This window comes from Ramlibacter aurantiacus (assembly GCF_016722895.1).
GTDB lineage: Bacteria > Pseudomonadota > Gammaproteobacteria > Burkholderiales > Burkholderiaceae_C > Ramlibacter > Ramlibacter aurantiacus.
The window spans coordinates 595085-613406 of record NZ_JAEQNA010000001.1 but is presented as its reverse complement, the minus strand read 5'-3'; the positions used below and the strand labels follow the sequence as shown (position 1 = coordinate 613406).

The following is an 18322-nucleotide window of genomic DNA, read 5'->3' as shown; positions in this document are numbered from 1 at the left end:
CGCGTTCAGAACGGGGCGTACTCCCTGCCGAGGATGTCGCGCGCGATGATGCCCAGGTGCACCTCGCGCGGACCGTCCGCGGATTCCATGCCCAGGCAGTCACGCAGTCGCTGCTCGTGCGGCAGGTCCTTGGCCCAGCCATAGTGGCCGTTCAGGCGCATGCAGGTGTAGAGCACCTCGTTGGCCACTTTCACGCCCCACCACTTGGCCATGGACGATTCGGCGTCGTGGCGCAGGCCCTTGTCCTTGAGCGACAGGGCCTTGTAGCAGAGCATGCGGGCGGCCTCGAGCTGCGTGGCGCAGATGGCAAGCTCCTGTGCCACGCCTTGCCACTGGCTGGCGGACTTGCCCATGATCTGCCGCTGCTTGAGGTAGTCCATGGTCTCCTCGAGCGATTTCTGCGCTGCGCCGATGCAGGCCAGCGGCACGAAGTTGCGGTTGTAGCCGATGATGGTCATGGCCCAGATGAAGCCCTCGTTCTCCTTGCCAACCATGTTGCGCGCGGGAATGCGCACGTTGTCGAAGAACATGCTGCCGCCCCGGTCGAGCTTCTGGCCCATGCGCTCGAAATTGGTGGTGGACAGGCCGGGCGTGTCGGTCGGCACGCAGAAGAACGACAGGCCACGCGGCCCCGGGCCGCCGGTGCGGGCGGAGACGAACACCACCTTGGACACGCCGGTGAAGGTGATGCTGGTCTTCTCGCCATTGAGCACCCAGTGATCGCCGTCGCGCTTGGCGCGGGTGACGATGTTGCCGGCATCGGCGCCGCCGCGCGGCTCGGTGAAGGCCAGCGACATCATCTCGCCGTTGGCGATGCGGGGGATCCATTCCTCCTGCAGCTCGGGATGCAGCGAGGAGGCCATCTCACCGAGGTGGATCGCGTTGGAGATGATGTAGCGGATCTGGTGGTCGGCCCGGCCGATCTCTTCGCACACGATGCCGCAGTCGACGAAGGAGTAGCCCTCGCCGCCGTATTTCTCGGGCAGGCGCAGTCGCAGCAGGCCCATGTCCACGATCTTCTGGATGTACTCGGGCGTCAGCCACTCGCCGGTGCGATCCCAGTATTGGTACTTCGGCAGCAGTTCCTTTTCTGCGAAGTCGCGCACCGAGTCGCGGATCATGATCTGGTTGTCTGAGAAGGCGAAGTCCATGGTTGCGCTTTCTTTCACGGCTTGGAGGTCTGCCCCTGCGGCACGTGGAACCACGGTCCGGTGATGGGGGCTTTCCAGGGGGAATAGGCCTCGCCTTCGTAGGCGGCGGGACCCAGCTTGAAGTGGCGGGCACCTTGCAGGCTCTCCACGGCGGGCAGGTTGGGGTCGTAGGTTTGCCCCGGTCCGGGCCGCGGCCCGGCCTTGGCGACGTGGCCGAAGGCGGGGACGCCCAGCATGCGCTCGACCATCCAGACGCACTCGATCAGCTTGTCGAGGTCGACCCCGGTGGGGATGCCCATGCCCTCGAGCATGTGCAGCAGGTCCTCGGTAGCGACCATGCCGGAGGCGATGCCGTTGCCGCAGTACTGCCCCCCGCCCAGGCCGCCGAGGGTGCCGTCGATCAGCAGCGTGTCGCTGGGCTCCAGCGTCCGCAGGGCCGCGTACAGCGAAGGCAGCGCCATCCCGCGGGCGTCATGCATGTGCAGGTGGAACTGCTTCACGGCGGGCCATTGGCGCTTGATCGCGCGCAGGTCCTGCTCCATCTCGTGCGGCAGGCAGAAGCTCTGCGAATCGTGCAGGCCGATCTCGGCCACCTGCAAGCCGGCGGCCTGCAACAGGTCGATCTGGCGCGCCAGCATGGACAGGCGGTAATCGCGGCTGAACTTGCCGAGGAAGTTGGAGCCCCAGGCCGAGTAGATGGCCACGCGAGCCTGCGTGATGCCGCGCGAGCGCGCGTCCTCGACCGCCTCCGGCCACGCCTGCATGGCCTGCTCGATCGACCGGTTCACGTTGCGGCGCTGGTGCACGTCGCAAATGTCGATGGCGAGCGAGCACCACTCGTCCTCGAGGGTCAGCGGCGGCGAGAACTCGGCGGCGATGCTTCGGGCCTTGGGCGTGTGCGCGAAGGTGAGGTAACTCACTCCGGGGGTGGGGCGGAAGGAGCGCAGCAGTTCCTTGAAGCAGGCCATCTGCGGCACGTAGCGCGGGCTGACGAAGGCGCCCAGCGAGATGCGCTTCAGGCCGGTCGCGGAAAGGGCCTCGATGAGTTCGACGCGCGCCGACAGCGGGATCTTCGGGTCGGCGATGCCGAAGCCCTCGCGCACGATCTCTTCGCTGTAGATGACGGTCGGCCAGTCCATGCAGTCGATTCGTTAATGTCTGACTATTATTCAGCGCCTCGCGTAAATAGGCAACTATTTAAAAAACCGCGGCCGGTGCAGGGTTGGCGTGGCTTATCAGGCGCCGATCACACCTTCGCGCGCCAGGCGGGCGAGCTCGGCATCGTCCAGCCCGAGCTCATCGCGCAGCACGCGGCGCGTGGACTGGCCCAGGTGCTCGCCGGGCCATCGCACCTGCGGGGGCATGTCGGCCATCCGGGGCAGGGGCGCGGGCATGCAGACTTGCCCACCCTCGGGCTGGGGCACGTCGATGAAGTTGCCGCGGGCGATGACCTGCGGGTGGGTCATGACGTCCCTGATGCTCTGGATCTTCACGGCCGGCACGTCGGCCGCCTGCAGCTGCGCGATCGCCTCGTCGGTGCTGCGCGCGGCCAGCCATTCGTTGATGGCGGCGTCCAGAACAGGGCGGTGCGTGACCCGGCCCTTGTTCTGGCGAAACTGTTCCGCGGCCGCCAGGTCCGGCCGGCCGACAGCCGTGATCAAGCGCTCGAACACGCGGTCACCGGTGCCGCTGATGAAGATCCACTCGCCGCTGCCCGTCCGATAGGCGCCGCCCGGCGCCACGTAGTCCGGCGTGTTGCCGGTTCGCTCAGTGACGCGGCCCTGGTGGCGGAAGCGCTGCGGCATGTCCTTCAGGAACGGGATCATGGTCTCGTAGAGTGCGAGATCGATCTCGTTGCCGCTCTCCCGCCTTTGGCGCAGCTGGCCCAGCAGTGCGGTGACGATGCCGAAGGCGCCCCACAGGCCGGCGTTGAAATCGCACAGCGGCAGGCCGGCCTGCTGGGGCGGCATGTCCGGCTCGCCCGTCACGTACACGAGCCCCGAGAAGGCCTGCGCATTGCGATCAAAGCCCGGCACGTCGCGCCACGGGCCGTCCTGCCCGTAGCCGCTGATGCGCGCGACGATGATGCCCGGCCTGCGTGCCCGCACCCAGTCCATGGTGATGCCCCAGCGCTCGAGCGTGCCCGGCCGGAAGTTCTCCACCAGCACGTCCGCGGACTCCAACAGGCGACCCAGGATCTCGCGGCCTTCGTCCGTTCGCACGTCCAGGGCGACCGAGCGCTTGTTGCGCCCCATGGCCGACCACCAGTAGCTGCTGTCGCCGCCGGGGGGGTATTCACCGAGCGTGCGCATCGGGTCGCCGATGTCAGGCAGCTCGAGCTTGATCACCTCGGCGCCGAAGTCCGCCAGCAGCGTGGCCGCGAACGGCGCGGAGATGAAGGTGCCGATCTCGATGGCACGGATTCCGTCGAGCGCGGCGGGAACAACGGGGGCGGGGGAAGGGGCATGCGGGGCGGATGTCATGGGGCAGCGGACGTGCTTTAATGTTTAACCATTTGATCATGGGAGCGCCGGCCAAGGCAAACCCGTCCACAGGAGGTGCCCTCGTCATGAGTCCGTCGGAAGCGCCACGTGGCCCGCAGCAGCCACGCCCCGCCGCAACCCTCGTCCTGGTGCGGCAAGGCCTGGCCGGGCTGGAAGTGCTCATGCTGCTGCGCCCCGAGCAGGGCGACCAGAACAGCGGTGCCTGGGTGTTCCCCGGCGGCCGCGTCGACCGCTGCGACCCGGCATGCCAACGCTGCGTGGCTGGGCTTGGCGACCCGGCCGCGAGTGCCGTGCTCGGCCTGCCGGGCGGAGGGATCGACTTCTACATCGCCGCCATCCGCGAGTGCTTCGAGGAAGCCGGTGTCCTGTTCGCGGCCGATGCGGCTGGGCAGATGCCCCCGCCCGACGGGCTCGCTTTCCTGCGCGAGCGGCTGCGCCGCGGCGACATCGACCTGGCTTCGCTCTGCGACGAGCAGCGCCTGAGCCTGGCCACCGATCGCCTGCACTACGTGGCCCACTGGGTGACGCCGGCCGGGATGCCCAAGCGCTTCGACACCCGCTTCTTCCTGGCACTGCTCCCCGCAGGGCAGCAGGCATCGCACGACGGCATCGAGACGCTGGAGCATCGCTGGTTCGCGCCGGCCGAGCTTCTGTCATCGGCTGGCACGCACAAGCTCCTGGCGGCGACCCAGGCCGTGCTGAAGCTGCTGGCCGGTTTCGATCGGGTGGAAGACCTCCTGCGCTGGGCCGAATCGCCGCGCGAGGTGAAGACAATCGAACGCCGCCGAAGCCGGAATGCCCAGGGACCCGTCGTGTTGATGCCGGACCATCCGGCCTGGGCTGAAGTCGGGCTGCTGGACCCGCTGGGCGAAGGCCATGCCTGCTGCGAGCTGCAGCCCGGCGCGCTGGTGCGCCTGTCCGCGCGCGTGCAGCGCCTGACGCATGCCGGTGGCAACGGCTATCTGGTGGGCGACGAGGTGCATGGCTGGGCGCTCATCGACCCACCGCCGCCGGCTGACCTGGCGCCGGTGCTCGAAGCCACCGCAGGCCGGCTGCCTAGAATGCTGGCCACCGGCAACACGGACTCGGCACGATCGGACATCCCGATCGGCCCCGAATGCCTGCTGCGGCCGGTGGGTGGCGGCTGGCTGCTGCAGCAAGAGCGATTGCTTTTCGCCGGTGGGCAGGACCCTGGCGGCCTCGGTCCCGTCGACGCGGACTGGGCGGCGCCGTCACATGGCTTTCTGTTTCCCCTGCGCTGATCGAACCTGAACGATGGATTCCACCACCCCCCGCGCGACGCGCTCCCCCAAAGCTTGCGCCGTCCCGGCCAAGCGACCCAAGGCAGCAGAAGTCGTGGCCGGCGAACTGCGTCGCCAGATCGTCACCGGCCGCCTCAAGCCTGGTGACAAGCTGCTGCCCGAAAGCGTGCTGCAGTCCGAGTTCGCCATCTCGCGGCCGACGATGCGCGAGGCCCTGCGCCTGCTCGAGTCGGAGTCGCTGATCAGTATCAGCCGCGGCAAGCACGGCGGGGCGCGCGTGAGCACCCTCGACCTCAGCGCCGTGTCCCGGCAGGTGGGCGTGTTCCTGCAGGTGGAGGGCACCACGCTGCCGGATGTGTGGGTCGCCCGCACCGTCATCGAGCCGCCGGCGGCAGGCCTGCTCGCCGCGCGGCGCGATCCCTCCGTGCTGGAGGAACTCGAAGCGAACATCGCGCAGGCGCGCGAGGCGGCGCTCACCGACCTGATTCGCTATGCGGACCTGAGCGCGGAGTTCTCGAACCTGATCACCCGGCATTGCGGCAACAAGACGCTGCACCTGCTCGCGTCGCTGCTCTTCGACATCATCCGACGCCAGCACGAACACGTCACCGAGCGTACGCGCGAGAAGGCCGGTGTCGACCGCCTGCGCCAGGAAAGCCTGCGCACCCGCGAGCAGGCCGTGCAGATGATGCGCGCAGGCCGGGTCGAGGAGGTGGAACGCTTCTGGAAGAGCCACCTGGAGCACATGCGCGACCTGGTGCTGGCCGTCTACGAGGGGCCCATGACGATCGACGTGCTGACCCGCGAGCCCGGCCGTCCGCGCGCCTTGTCGAAAGTCCGGCGCCAGGCCAGCAGCGATCGGAAGCGCTCGGCCGCCCAGGCACGCTAAGCCGGGGCGGCGGGCGGGTCAGCCAGCCGCGCACACGAGGGGCCGGCTCTCCTGGCGTGGCCGCGCCGGAGCGGTCCGGCGCGTTCAGCGCCAGGGTCGACCTGCAAGTTGGTGGTGCTTGGATCGGCGTGTCGCAGTCCAGCCGCCGCTCGCCATAAGCCATTTGAGGATTGAACACGACCCAAATGAAAGAGGGTTGGCCGCACTTTTCGTTGCAGCAAACCCTTGCCAAATTTGGCTCCCCGACCTGGGCTCGAACCAGGGATCGCAGAACATATATCCGCGAGTTGGAGATAGCGTTGGAGACGCACAATCTTGACCTGCCCAAGCGATCAGCACCGCATCAGGCTGATCTCGCGCCAAGTCCAACCTATGGCGCCCGCGCCCGCGCCAGTGGCAGGCCTGGCACGTCCATTTGCAAGCGCAGAATGCTGCCGCTGACCGACTCGGTGAAATACAGAACGGCGCGCCCATCCCCCCCAAAGGCCATATTCGTCAGGGATGCGCCGGCCGGGCTGCGGAGGACCTCGACCGGTTCGCCATGGAGCGCTAGCACCCAGCAGCAGCCAAGCCCTGGGTTAGCCACGAGGACGCGTCCCGCGGTATCCACGGCCAGCCCATCGGGGCCGCTCGGACCGAACGAGGTGAAGAACGCGCTCACCTTGGAGACGCTGCCGTCCTGCAGCAACGGCACGCGCCAGACCTGGTTGCCCCGCGTCACCGCCAAGTACAGCACCCGTTCGTCCGGCGAGAGCGCCACGCCGTTCGGACTGGGCACGTTCCCCAGCAGGAGGTCCAGTCTTCCGTCGGGACACAGGCGATACAGCCGGCCGGTGGGGTCGTGCAGTCCGGTCTGGCCTTGGTCGGTGAAATAGAGGTTTCCGCGCGAGTCGAACACGAGGTCGTTGACCCCCTTGAAGCGTTCGCTGTTGCGGCGTTCGAGGTACGGGCGCACCTGCCCGCTTGAAACCTCCACCACCATCAGGCCGTTCTTGTAATCCGTGACCAGCAACTCCCGCTCGTTCATGAACTTCATGCCATTGGGTTCGCCGTCCCACTCCGCCACAAGGTCCCAGCGGCCCCGTGGGTCGATGCGGAATACGCGGCCGAAGGGGATGTCCGTGACGAACAGATTGCCCGCGTCATCAAACACCGGGCCTTCCAAGAACGAGTCGGCGAGGCGTCCACCCTGGTTCACGTCAGCCCACGAGCTGCGCACCCCGGTTCGCCGCAGAGCCTTCGGCATGGTGGTAAACGGTTCGAGCTCTCGAAAGGCGGGCGGATAGTGCAGGAACATGGCGTGAAGCTGGATGGTTGGGGGCGCAGGCGCGCGCTTGTTGGCGGGCTACTCCGCCTTGAGGTTCAGGTCGCGCGCGAGTCGGGTGTAGCCGCGCGTATCGGCCTGTAGCATCGCGCCGAAAGCCGCGCCGCAGGTGTTGCGGCTGTCCATGCCAAGGCTGGTTAGTCTGGCGGCGGTGCCGGGCGCTGCGGCAAACTGCGCTGCCACCTTCTCCAGCGCCTGCAGAACGGCGGGGGGCGTGCCGGCGGGTGCTAGCAGCCCGTACCAGGCGTCGGCGGAATAACCCCTGACGTCCGACTCTTCGAAGGTCGGGACATGAGGCAAGAGAGGCGAACGGCGCGGTGTGGCGCTGCGCGACGCCGAACTCGCGTCGCAACAGCCCGTGCCTGTCGAGTGGCGGGCCAAGCGCGAACGCGTCAGCGCCGTGCCGGATCTCGCATCATTCCTTCTTGATGTCGGCCGACTTCACTGTGGCCGCCCACTTCGCGGACTCGGTGTCGAGATATTTGCGGAACTCGTCCGGTGTGGAGGCGACGACCCGCGAGCCGAGGTTGTCGAACTTGGCCTTGACTTCAGGGATGGCGAGCACCTCCTTGACGGCACCTTGCAAGCGGCTCACCACGCTGGCGGGCGTCCCGCTGGGCACGAACATGCCGTTCCATTCGTACGTCTCATAGCCTTTGACGGCACTCTCCGCGATGGTCGGAACGTGAGGGAAATTGGCGTTTCGCTGGCCCGACGTGATCGCGAGCGGCTTGACCAGCCCATTGCTCACGTGTCCGGTCAGGGCCGGCAAGTTGCCGAAGCCAAGATCGACTTCACCGCTGACGATGGCCATCAGGCCTGGGCCCCCGCTCTTGTAAGGAACGTGCAGCATCTTGATGCCGGCACCCTGGTTGAACAGCTCGGCGCCCATGTACTGAACCGTACCTTGGCCGCCGGAGCTGAATGTCAGCTTGCCCGGTTTTTCCTTGGCGGCCTTGATAAGGTCCTGGATGCTGTTGTACGGCGAGGACTTGGGCACCACCAGCAGCATGGGCGTGACCGCCACCAGGCTCACGGGAGTAAGGTCTTTCTGCGGATCGAATGGCATTTTCTGGAGATGCGGATTGATCGACAGCGGCGTGGCGTCGTACAAAACCGTATAGCCATCCGGGGTGGCTTGCGCCACCGAGCTTGCGCCGATGATGCCGCTCGCGCCCGCCTTGTTCACGACCACGACCGAGGTGTTCAACTTGGGGCCCAGGTGCTGCGCAATCAAGCGGGCCAGAGCGTCGGCCGTTCCCCCGGGTGCGTAAGGCACCACCAGGCTGATGGGCTTGTCCGGCCATGCGGCCGCGGCCGGCGTCGCCGCAAGTCCTGCCGAAATGGCTACGGCTGCCATGAGCGCGTTGAGTGATCGACGTTTCATGAAGTCTCCTTCTGATGGTTGCGTGAAAGGGGTCAGACAGTTGCGACAGGCGTCACCGGCGATCCCACGGCGCCAGGCAGGCGCAGGGGCGGAGCGGTGAGCAGGAAGCGGTGGCGGCGGTGGCCGCGGAGCCAATGCGCCAGCTCCGTCAGGTACCAGAGCTCTCCGAGCGGGATGCCGTTCTTGAAAAGACAGTGTTCGTGCAGGGGCAGTCGTGGCCGCTTGATACCCGAATGAGATCGCAGGGATGGCACCACCAGTTCCACCGCCGGGTTATCCGCGATGAGGCCGGCCAGGCGCACGTCGACGATCCACTTGAGCAGCTGCGCGTCGTTGCCGTCGAGCCCGCTGCCGGTCTCGTGCAAGTGGGTCACGTCAGGCTGGCGATTCATCGCCAGCAGCGTGTCCGCGAAACCGGTATGCAAGCACACCAGGTCGCCGCTCTCCACCTCGATGCCGTCGGCTTCCAAGATGCGCATCAACAGGTCGTATCCGACCGCCTTTCGGCGTCGACCGATGTGATACGCGAGGTCGATCAGCACCGCGCGGCCTTGCACGCCGTGTCGGGCGATGTGCTCGATGCCCAGGGCGCTCGCCTGCGGCTCCGGGTATTGCGCGAAGGTGCCTGCGGCCGATGCGTCACCGTGGGATGGACTGATGTCCGTACCCGCGCGGAAACCGTTATAGAACACCATCTCCGCGACGCCGTCGCCATCCGCGTCGAAGCGGCTGCCCACGTGGGCGAGGCTGTCCCACTGGGTCGAGTACTGCAGGCTCATGAGAACGACGTCGTCGTTCACGACATCGGTGAGATCCGGGTCCTCAGAGTCATAGCTCCAGCAGAAACCCTGCTGGCCCGCACTCTTGCCGTCACGGATCACGGCGAAGCGTCGTGGCGCGATCCGCCGCCCGTTCAAGGACTGACCTCCGGGAACATCGAGTGGCAGGCTCAGGCAGAAGGTGCGGCCCTCACGCACCTCCGTCACCCCCTGGAGCACCTTCCCGGGTGTGACGAGATTGAGTCGGCCCAACTGGTCGTCGGGGCCGAACTCACCCCAGTGCGCGCCTTCGGGTGCCTGTTTCCAGCGGTTGGACATGACCGTTTGCCTCAGGCCGCGTGCGGCTGCAGGACTTCCACCACGTTGCGCGCCGCGCCCACGCCCATGTTCACGTAGGCGTCGCTCGTGACGCCGCCCACGTGAGGCGAAAGCACGATGTTGGGCTCGCCCTGGAACGGGTGCGGGACCTTCATGGGCTCGACGGCGAAGCTGTCGAGCCCCGCTGCCGCGACCTGTCCAGAGCGCACAGCGTCCACGAGGGCCGGCTCGTCCACCAAGCCGCCTCGGGCGGTGTTCACCAGCAGGACCCCCCGTTTGCAGGCGGCGAGCGTCTTCGCGTTCACGAAGCCGCGGTTCTCGGCCGTCAGGGGGCAGTGCAGGGAAATGGCATCCGCTTCCCGCCAGAGCGTGTCCAGGTCGACCTGCCGCACGTAGTTAGGAAGCTGTGTGGCATAGGGATCATGGCCCAGCACCGTCATGCCCATCGCGTCGCACATGCGCGCGAAGCGCTGGCCGATGGCGCCCAGGCCCACCAGTCCCACCGTGCGGCCATGCAGTTCGATGCTCTTGTGCGTGGCTTTGTCCCAGTGGCCGGCGTGCATGCGCTCGTTCAGTGTGGTGACCGACTTGGCGCAGGCCAGCAACAGGGCCAGAGCCTGCTCGGCCACCGCGGCGGCATTGGCGCCGACGGCTGCACGCACTTCGATCCCGCGGGCGTTCGCGGCGGCCTTGTCGATCGTGTCGGTACCGCTGCCGTGCTTCGAGATCACGCGCAGTGACGGCGCGGCGTCCATCACTTGGGCGCCGACGCTGCCGTAGCGCACGATGATCGCGACAGGATCATTCCGACGGCACAGTTCCACCAGGCTTTCGGTGGTGGGGGTCTTGCCAGCGTAGACGATCTCGAAGTCTGCGAGCAGCGCGAGCGCCTGCGGCGCGAGGTCGGCGCCGGTGACGATGATGATGGGGCGCGTGCTCACAGGCTCTCCCCCTCCTTGAGCACGCCGGCAGCGCGCAGCGCGGCACCCAGCCAGGATGCGCTGGTGTTGCCTTGCTTGATCTGGGCAATGCGCTTGGCCTCGTCTTCCACCTTCTTGCGGGCCAGCGGGAGGAGCGAGCCGAGGTTTTCACGCTCGACCACGACGATGCCGTCGGCATCAGCCAGCACGAAGTCGCCGGCGTTCACGGTGACGCCACCACAGCTGATCGGGTGGCCGATGCGACCGCCGATGTTCTTGGTCGGGCCGTTCGGGTTGGTGCCCACCGAGAACACCGGAAAGTCCATCTCATCGATTTCGAGGCTGTCGCGAACTGCGGCATCGACGATCACACCTGCGATTCCCAGCTGCTTGCAGGCGGTCATCATGATGGTGCCCATGAGGGCCGAGGTCTGGTCTGCCTTGCCGTCGATCACCAGGACGTCGCCCGGTTTGGCCAGCGCGATGGCGGCATGGATCATCAGGTTGTCGCCGGGTCGCACTTCGACGGTGAGCGCCGGACCCGCCACCGCCATGCGCGGGCGCAGCGCTCTGATGCGGCCGTGCATGGTGCCGCGGCGGCCAGCCACATCGGCGAGGATGGCCGCCTGGAAGCCGGCGGCCTCTTGCACGAGTTCGGGGGAGATGCGCTGGAACGCGCGGTTGATGTCTTGGGTCATGGTGGGCTCTTTGAATGAAGGTTGGGTGGGGTGGCCGCGGTGTCACTCGGCCTTGATGTGTGCGTCTCGGATGACCTTGGCCCAGGTGGCCGAGTCGGCCTTCTGAACCTTGTCCAGGTGTTGCGGCGTGCCGCCGACCAGCGTCACGCCCAGCTTGTCGGCCAATTCAACGACTGCGGGTTCGCGCAGGGCCTTGTTAATTTCGGCGTTGAGGCGCTGCACCAGCGGCGCGGGGCTGTGCGCGGGTAGGTACACGGCCTGCCACTGCTCGACGACGAAATTGCTCTGGCCGGCTTCGGCCATCGTGGGGACATCCGGGATGGCCTTCAGCCGCGCGGCCGAGGTCACGGCCAGTGCGCGCAGCCTGCCGCTTTGCACATGGGGCAGGGCCGCCGCGGCGGGAGCGAACATGAACTGCACCTGGCCACCGAGCGTGTCCTGCAACGCCGGGGTGTCTCCCTTGTATGGGACGTGGATGAACTTCAGCCCATTGCGCTGAGCCAGCAACTCGGCCTGCATCTGCAGGATGGTCCCGTTGCCGCCCGAGGCGTAGGCCATTTGGCCAGGCTGGGCCTTGGCGGCGGCGATCACGTCAGCCACCGACTTGAACGGCTGCGAGGCGGCAACCACCAGCACGTGCGGGATCGTGCCGACGAGCGCGACCGGCTCCAGATCACGTAGGGGGTCATAGGGCAGCTTGGCCATCAGGTGCGGGGCGATCGCTTGCGGCCCGATGGAGGTGCCCAGGACCGTGAAACCATCGGGTGCGGCCTTGGCCACGTAGGCGCCGCCGATGGTGCCAGTGGCTCCAGCCTTGTTTTCTACGATGACGTTGGTGCCCAGCGAGGTGCCGATGCGCTGGGCCAGGGCGCGGCCGAGCACGTCGGTGGTGCCGCCGGCGGGATAGGGCACCACCCAGCTGACGGTGCGGCCGGCCGGCCAATCGGTAGCGATACCCTGGGCCAGGGCGGCGGGCGCCAGCAGGGCGGCAGCCAGGCCGGCCAGCAAGCGGCGGCGGCGGGGAACGGTCGTGAATCGGATCATGAGTTCAGTCTTGAGGTAATGGCTCGAAGCCGTAGAGACGTTGAGGGTTGTCAACCAGCACGGCGGCCAGCGTCGCGGCGTCGCCGGCCCACTGCGCGAGCCGCTCCACCTGCCGCGCGTCGTCCGGCAGGGGCTGGTGGCCGGCCGAGGCCGTGGCATGCGGCCAGTCGCTGCCCCAGACGACGCGATTGGGGGCGGCCCCGATGAAGCTGCGCGCCAGCGCGTCGAGCGCGGGGTCTTCGACCGAGCGCAGTGGGCTCACCAAGTAGCCGCCGGACAACTTGATCCAGGCGCGGCCGGCAGACAGGAGGTCCAGCACGAGCCTATGTGCCGGGTGGCTATGGGGCTGCTCGGGCCCGAGGCGTGCGAAGTGATCGAAGACGAGTTCGACCGGAAGGCTCCTGAGCAGAGTGGAAAGCTGCGCCAGTTGCGCAACAGGCATCAGCAGCTGCAAGTGCCAACCCCTGGGCGCGATGCGGTCCGCGATGCGGGCGATCGCCTGCGTAGACAGCGCTCGACTCAGCGAGAGATTGATGCGCACCCCGCGCACGCCCGCGGCATGGAGCCGCGCGAGTTCGGCATCGCTCTCGCTGCCGTCGATCACGGCCACGCCCCGGCCATGCACACCCAGCAGGGCCAAACCGTCGAGCATCGGAGCGTTGTCGGTGCCGTAGGTCGAAGGCGTCACCAGGACCGCGCGCTTGGTGCCCATGCGGGCCTGCACGGAAAGGTAGTCGGCGATCGACGCATCCGGCGGCTGCAAGATCGCACCGGGCACCGCCGGGTAGCGGCTGTCGTAGACGTGGATGTGGCAGTCGCAGGCGCCCGAAGGCAATGGGACGCCCGCCGGATCGACACCGGCAGAGAACGGGAAGTCCATGGCGGGCTCGGGCGGTACCGACTTCAGTCGATCTTGGCGCCGCTTTCCTTGACCACCTTGCCCCACTTGACGATGTCGTCGCGGATCAGTTTGGCGAATTGCTCGGGCGTGCCAGGCGTGATCTCCAGACCCTGGCTCTCGAGCTTGGTGCGCAGGTCGTCGGCGCGCAAAGTCTTGTTCAGCTCGGCGTTCAGCTGCTTCGTGATTTCCGCCGGGAGGCGCGCTGGGCCCAACAAGCCGAACCAGGTCACGGCTTCGAAATCCTTGTAGCCGGATTCGGCGATCGTCGGCACCTGGGGCAGATCGTCGCTGCGCTTGGCCGAGGTCACGGCAAGCGGACGCACCTTGCCGTTCTTGATATAGCCGAGCAGTGTCGTGACCGAAGAGACATAGATCTCTACATTCCCACCAATGACGTCGTTCAAGCCCTGCGATGCACCCTTGTAGGGGATGTGCGTGAGCTTGACATTGGACTCGCGCTGGAACAGCTCGGTGGCCAGGTGCGCCACCGTTCCATTGCCGGACGTCGCGTAATTGATGGATCCGGGCTTGGCCTTCGCGGCGGCAACGACATCGGCCAGGGTGCGGAAGGGCGAGTTGGCTGCGACCACCACGAGCAAGGGCGAACTGCCGATCAGCGCCACCGGCGTGAGGTCCTTCACCGGGTCATAGGGCAGCTTGCTGTACAGGGACGGGTTGATGGCCAAGTTACTGGTCTGGCCCAGCACCAGGTTGTATCCGTCGGCCGGCGACTTGGCGATGTTCTCGATTCCCAGGTTGCCGCCGGAGCCCGGTTTGTTCTCGATCACGAAGTTCCACTTGGTCAAGCCGGTGGTCTTGTTCGCAACCTCGCGCGCAATGATGTCAGTGCCTCCTCCAGCGGGAAATGGCACGACCAGTCGGATCGGCCGGGCAGGCCAGGCTTGGGAAAACGCCGTCATCGGCAGCGGTGCCAAGAGGGCGGACGCAGCAAAGGTGCGCCGGGTCAGCACAGGGCTATGCATGGGGTTGTCTCCAGTTGATAAGTGCCGGGCCGTTGCCCGTGAGCGGGACTTTAGAGGCGCCTTCCACACAGTACAATTGAGCTTCGCACAGTGAAAGACGTTTCATGGCACGCAAATCCACGATTTCCGCAAGGCGAGCTGCCTCCCCGGATGACGGTTCGCCCACCCACGGGAGCGTCACCGCGGTGACCCGCGCATTGCAGGTGCTGGAGGCGTTCCGGATTGGCGAGCGCCATCTGTCACTCGCGGAACTGAGTCGGCGCACGGGGCTGCACAACACAACCGTGTTGCGGCTAGCCCGAACCTTGGCTCTCTCCGGCTACATGGTCCAGCGCGAGGAAGGCGAGTGGCGACTCGGCCCGGCGGCCGGCTGGCTAGGTGCCCGTTACCAAGCCGGGTTCGATATCAACAATGTCGTGGAGCCGACTTTGCGGGAACTGTCTCGCATCACGCAGGAAAGCGCATCGTTCTACGTACGCGAAGGGGATGAGCGCGCCTGCATCTCACGGGTGGAGGGTCCGCAATCCGTGCGGCACCACGTCCGAATCGGCATGCGGCTGCCGCTGCAACTCGGCGCCCCGGGTCGGGTGATCCTCGCCTTCTCAGGGGAGCCCGGGAGAATCTATGAAGAAATCCGCCGGCGCGGCTTTCATGTCTCCATGGGCGAACGCGAGGCAGAAGTGTCCAGCGTCGCGGCGCCGGTCTTCGGCCTGAACTGGCGGCTGCTCGGGTCCATGTGCATTTCCGGTCCGACCTCAAGACTGACAAAGGGACGCCTGGAAGCGCATGCGCAAAAGGTCATCGATGCCGCGAACCGGCTGTCCTATGCCCTGGCCGGATCCGCATCGGAAGACACGCCCAAGGTGGTCTCCACCTGGCATCCCTAAGGCGCATCAGCATCAGAAGCTGCAACTGCAACCTGCCAGCTCCCGGTGCCTTCGGAAAGCGAAGCCCGGATCGGCCATCTTGCTTGGCAGGCGCGGCACTTGGGGGCCAGTCAGCGCCGCGCAGCCGCTCATGCTGGAGTGGCCACAGCATGGCTATATGGCCAGGCCCATAGCGGCCGGCAAAGAAAAAGGACCTAGACCCGGGGGGCCTAAGTCCTTGCGAGGATGACGAAATTTTGGCTCCCCGACCTGGGCTCGAACCAGGGACCTACGGATTAACAGTCCGGCGCTCTACCGACTGAGCTATCGGGGAACAAGCCTCAAATTATAGGTCGGATTTTTCGCGTTTCCAGCTGAGGTCACTTCGACGTCGAAGATTTTTTTGAGGCTCAGTCGAAGGCGGGCGATTCGACCCCCAGCACCTTGTGCAGGCGGGTCGAGGTAGTCGTGTACTGCAGCGGGATCTTGTCCTTGTCCGGGAAGATGATCGCGGCCGCGCCGAAGGCGGCGAGGGCGCATTCGTGGAAGCCCGAGAGGATCAGCTTCTTCTTGCCCGGGTAGGTGTTGATGTCGCCCACGGCGAAGATGCCCGGCACGCTGGTCGAGAACTTTTCCGTGTCCACCACGAGCTGCTTGCGCTCGATGTCCAGGCCCCATTCGGCGATGGGACCCAGCTTGGGCGAGAGGCCGAAGAAGACCAGCAGCATGTCCAGGGGCACCGCGCGCGTGACGCCGTCGGGCCCTGCGACCTTGAGCGCCTTGAGCCGTCCGTCGGCTTCTTCGTAACCCACGGCCTGCCCCACCAGGAACTGCATTTCGCCGGCTTCGCACAGGTGCTTCATCTTGGCCACCGAAGCGGGCGCAGCCTGGAAGCCGTCGCGGCGATGCATCAGGATGACGCTGCGCGCCAGCTTGGGCCCCTCCGCCGCGAAGTGCAGCGTCCAGTCAAGCGCCGAGTCGCCGCCGCCGATGATCACGAGGTCCTTGTCGGCGAAGTCGGCGGGGTTCTGCACCCGATAGAACAGTTGCGAGCCTGCGAACTTCTCGACGCCACCCAACTTCAGTGCGCGCGGCTGGAAGGCGCCGACGCCGGCGGCGATGAAGACGGTGCGCGCGATAAAGCGCGTGCCCTTGCTGGTCTCGACATAGAAGCGGCCGTCGTCCTGTCGCTCGACGACGGTGACTTCCTCGCCCAGGTGGAAGGTCGCGCCGAAGGGCTCGATCTGCTTGAGCAGGTTCTCGGTGAGCTCGCGGCCGGTGCACACCGGCACTGCCGGGATGTCGTAGATCGGTTTGTCGGGGTAGAGCTCGATGCATTGGCCGCCGGGGTGCGGCAGCGCATCGATGACGTGCGCCTTGATCTCCAGCAGGCCGAGCTCGAACACCTGGAACAGCCCGACGGGACCAGCGCCGATGATCACGGCATCCGTCTCGACGGGAGCGTGTTCGGTGTCCGCGGTGCGCAGCACCTCGGTGAGTACAGCGGAATTCACAGGGCCCCTCGGGCGAAACGATCGCGGGGCTTCAGCGAACCAGCTCGGAGATTTTCCCCGTCTTGTCTTTCCACTCGTCGGCATCCGGCAGTGCCGGCTTGCGCTTGGTGATGCTTTTCCAGTTAGGGTCGCGCGAGAGGTCGGCGTTGAGCTTGATGAAGGCGACCTGGTCGCCCGGCAGGTCTTCCTCGGCGTAGATCGCGTTGACCGGGCACTCGGGGATGCAGACCGCGCAGTCGATGCATTCGTCCGGGTCGATCACCAGCATGTTGGGACCTTCGCGGAAGCAGTCCACGGGACAGACATCGACGCAGTCGGTGTACTTGCAGCGGATACAGGATTCGGAGACGACGTGGGTCATAGCAGGTCTGTTGCCGGGGAAACCGGTGATTTTAGCGAGCGCACCCTGGCCAGGGCACGCGCCGGGCGCGCTGCCGAGGCAGCCATCCGGCAGGCGCGGGCGAACGGAGGGTCAGCGGACGAGCACCGCGCCCGCGGTTTTATGGCTGGCGGTGTCCACCAGCACCAGCGAACCCAGCAGGCGCGATTGCGCGTACGGCTGCGTGGCCAACGGCTCCTGCAGGGCCAGCTCGACATGGCCGATGGCGTTGGGCTCGAGCTGGGTGGCGTCGGCCTCGGCAAGCGTGTGGATGTCCACGCGGTGCACCACGCGCTTGATGCGGGCTTTGACCCAGCGGTGGCCGTGCAGGGCCCAGTACACGCGGCCCGGCACCAGCGGCTCGTCATCCAGCCAGGCCACGGTGGCCGAGATCTCGCGGCTGGGCTCGGCCGCATCGGGGGCCAGCAGCCAGTCGCCGCGGGAGACATCCACTTCACGGTCCAGCACCAGGCCGGCGCTATGGCCCGCCTGCACGTCCTGCGGGTGGCGCACGTGGTTCAGCACCTGCGCGATGACCGCGGTCTGGCCGCTGGGCCCCACGGTGACGGTCTGCCCCGGGCGAGCCAGGCCAGCCGCGACGCGGCCCCAGAACACGCGGCGGCCGCGGGCGGTGTCGGCCGAGTCGTGGAATTTCTCGACCCACTGCACCGGCAGCGCGAACGCGGCTTCGGTGGCGGCCGGGGTGATGTCCAGCGTCTCGAGCAGCTGCAGCAGGGAAGGACCTGCGTAGCCGCACCAGCCCGGCTGGGGCGAGACGACGTTGAGCCCCTTCAGCGCGGAGATCGGGATGGCGGCCCGAATCGAAACGCCGGCGGCTTGGGTGAACCGTTCCAGCGCGCCGCGAATGTGCTCGAAGGCCAGGGCCGCGTCGTCGACAGCGTCGAGCTTGTTGATGGCGAATACGATGGACGGCACACGCAGCAGGTTGACCAGCAGGGTGTGGCGCCGGGTCTGAGGCAGCAGCTCGAGCTGGGGGCTGCGCCAGTCGAGTTTGGTCGCGTCGACCAGCACCACGGCGGCGTCGGCACTGGAGGCGGCCGTCACCATGTTGCGGGTGTACTGCTCGTGGCCGGGCGCGTCGCCGATGATGAACTTGCGCGCGGGCGTGGCGAAGTAGCGGTAGGCCACGTCGATGGTGATGCCCTGTTCGCGCTCGGCCGAGAGGCCGTCGGTGAAGAGCGCCAGGTCGGTTTCGCCGGCGCGCGAGACGCTGGCCAGCTGGTCTTGCAGCACGGCGCGGCTGTCCACCAGCAGGCGGCCGATCAGCGTGCTCTTGCCATCGTCCACGCTGCCGCAGGTGATGAAGCGAAGGGCGGTGGCGTGGTCGCCGTGGGCGCTGGCCAAGGGCGCGCGCAACGGGGCGACGGCTTGCATCGTGGTCG

18 protein-coding genes and 1 tRNA gene are annotated in these 18322 nt (G+C 66.9%); 3 read left to right on the top strand and 16 right to left on the bottom strand.

Annotated elements, in window-relative coordinates:
- Positions 1-5 precede the first annotated feature (5 nt).
- The 3 genes from JI739_RS02835 to JI739_RS02825 form a co-directional block, all read right to left on the bottom strand.
- The gene (locus JI739_RS02835; RefSeq protein ID WP_201682318.1) at positions 6-1151 is read right to left on the bottom strand and encodes an acyl-CoA dehydrogenase family protein; all 1146 of its coding nucleotides are present in this window, start codon (positions 1149-1151) and stop codon (positions 6-8) included.
- 14 nt (positions 1152-1165) lie between these two features.
- A complete protein-coding gene (locus JI739_RS02830) occupies positions 1166-2290 on the bottom strand; it encodes a hydroxymethylglutaryl-CoA lyase-like TIM-barrel protein (protein WP_201682317.1) in 1125 nt (374 codons plus the stop codon).
- A 96-nt stretch (positions 2291-2386) separates the two neighbouring features.
- Entirely contained in the window at positions 2387-3634 is a 1248-nt protein-coding gene (locus tag JI739_RS02825) for a CaiB/BaiF CoA transferase family protein (RefSeq protein WP_201682316.1), read from the bottom strand.
- Between the two features lie 86 nt (positions 3635-3720).
- On the opposite strand from JI739_RS02825, the gene JI739_RS02820 reads away from it, so the two are divergent.
- The gene (locus tag JI739_RS02820; RefSeq protein ID WP_201682315.1) at positions 3721-4917 is read left to right on the top strand and encodes an NUDIX hydrolase; all 1197 of its coding nucleotides are present in this window, start codon (positions 3721-3723) and stop codon (positions 4915-4917) included.
- 94 nt (positions 4918-5011) lie between these two features.
- On the top strand, positions 5012-5806 hold the full coding sequence (locus JI739_RS02815) for a FadR/GntR family transcriptional regulator (protein ID WP_201682314.1): 795 nt from the start codon (positions 5012-5014) through the stop codon (positions 5804-5806).
- Positions 5807-6176: 370 nt separating this feature from the next.
- On the opposite strand, the gene JI739_RS02810 is transcribed toward JI739_RS02815, so the two are convergent.
- The 9 genes from JI739_RS02810 to JI739_RS02770 are packed head-to-tail and all read right to left on the bottom strand — an operon-like array spanning position 6177 to position 14160.
- Positions 6177-7103: an SMP-30/gluconolactonase/LRE family protein gene (locus JI739_RS02810; RefSeq protein ID WP_201682313.1), complete on the bottom strand. Its 927-nt coding sequence runs from the start codon at positions 7101-7103 to the stop codon at positions 6177-6179.
- Between the two features lie 48 nt (positions 7104-7151).
- Positions 7152-7511: a tripartite tricarboxylate transporter substrate-binding protein gene (locus JI739_RS02805; protein WP_255520159.1), complete on the bottom strand. Its 360-nt coding sequence runs from the start codon at positions 7509-7511 to the stop codon at positions 7152-7154.
- A gap of 34 nt (positions 7512-7545) precedes the next feature.
- Complete coding sequence (locus tag JI739_RS02800) at positions 7546-8517, bottom strand: Bug family tripartite tricarboxylate transporter substrate binding protein (RefSeq protein ID WP_236589032.1); 972 nt, start codon at positions 8515-8517, stop codon at positions 7546-7548.
- A 32-nt stretch (positions 8518-8549) separates the two neighbouring features.
- A complete protein-coding gene (locus JI739_RS02795) occupies positions 8550-9614 on the bottom strand; it encodes a cyclase family protein (protein WP_201682312.1) in 1065 nt (354 codons plus the stop codon).
- Between the two features lie 11 nt (positions 9615-9625).
- The gene (locus JI739_RS02790; protein ID WP_201682311.1) at positions 9626-10555 is read right to left on the bottom strand and encodes an NAD(P)-dependent oxidoreductase; all 930 of its coding nucleotides are present in this window, start codon (positions 10553-10555) and stop codon (positions 9626-9628) included.
- A complete protein-coding gene (locus tag JI739_RS02785; RefSeq protein WP_201682310.1) occupies positions 10552-11232 on the bottom strand; it encodes an RraA family protein in 681 nt (226 codons plus the stop codon). The genes JI739_RS02790 and JI739_RS02785 overlap by 4 nt, the downstream gene beginning before the upstream one ends.
- A gap of 42 nt (positions 11233-11274) precedes the next feature.
- A complete protein-coding gene (locus JI739_RS02780) occupies positions 11275-12276 on the bottom strand; it encodes a Bug family tripartite tricarboxylate transporter substrate binding protein (protein ID WP_201682309.1) in 1002 nt (333 codons plus the stop codon).
- A gap of 4 nt (positions 12277-12280) precedes the next feature.
- Positions 12281-13156, bottom strand: a complete 876-nt coding sequence (locus JI739_RS02775) for an amidohydrolase family protein (RefSeq protein ID WP_201682308.1) — start codon at positions 13154-13156, stop codon at positions 12281-12283.
- A gap of 23 nt (positions 13157-13179) precedes the next feature.
- Positions 13180-14160 (bottom strand): Bug family tripartite tricarboxylate transporter substrate binding protein, encoded by a 981-nt coding sequence (locus JI739_RS02770; protein ID WP_201682307.1) that lies wholly within the window; start codon positions 14158-14160, stop codon positions 13180-13182.
- Between the two features lie 104 nt (positions 14161-14264).
- Here JI739_RS02770 and JI739_RS02765 point away from each other — a divergent pair, with 104 nt between their 5' ends.
- On the top strand, positions 14265-15047 hold the full coding sequence (locus tag JI739_RS02765; protein WP_201682306.1) for an IclR family transcriptional regulator: 783 nt from the start codon (positions 14265-14267) through the stop codon (positions 15045-15047).
- 237 nt (positions 15048-15284) lie between these two features.
- Here the strand turns inward: JI739_RS02765 and JI739_RS02760 are convergent.
- The 4 genes from JI739_RS02760 to JI739_RS02745 form a co-directional block, all read right to left on the bottom strand.
- Positions 15285-15360 (bottom strand) — tRNA-Asn (locus JI739_RS02760).
- Between the two features lie 76 nt (positions 15361-15436).
- Complete coding sequence (locus tag JI739_RS02755) at positions 15437-16540, bottom strand: NAD(P)/FAD-dependent oxidoreductase (RefSeq protein ID WP_354003666.1); 1104 nt, start codon at positions 16538-16540, stop codon at positions 15437-15439.
- A 31-nt stretch (positions 16541-16571) separates the two neighbouring features.
- Positions 16572-16901 carry a ferredoxin FdxA gene (fdxA, locus tag JI739_RS02750; RefSeq protein ID WP_201682304.1) on the bottom strand — a complete coding sequence of 110 codons (330 nt, stop codon included), beginning with the start codon at positions 16899-16901 and terminating at the stop codon, positions 16572-16574.
- Between the two features lie 111 nt (positions 16902-17012).
- Entirely contained in the window at positions 17013-18314 is a 1302-nt protein-coding gene (locus JI739_RS02745) for a sulfate adenylyltransferase subunit 1 (RefSeq protein WP_236589031.1), read from the bottom strand.
- Between the last annotated feature and the right edge of the window lie 8 nt (positions 18315-18322).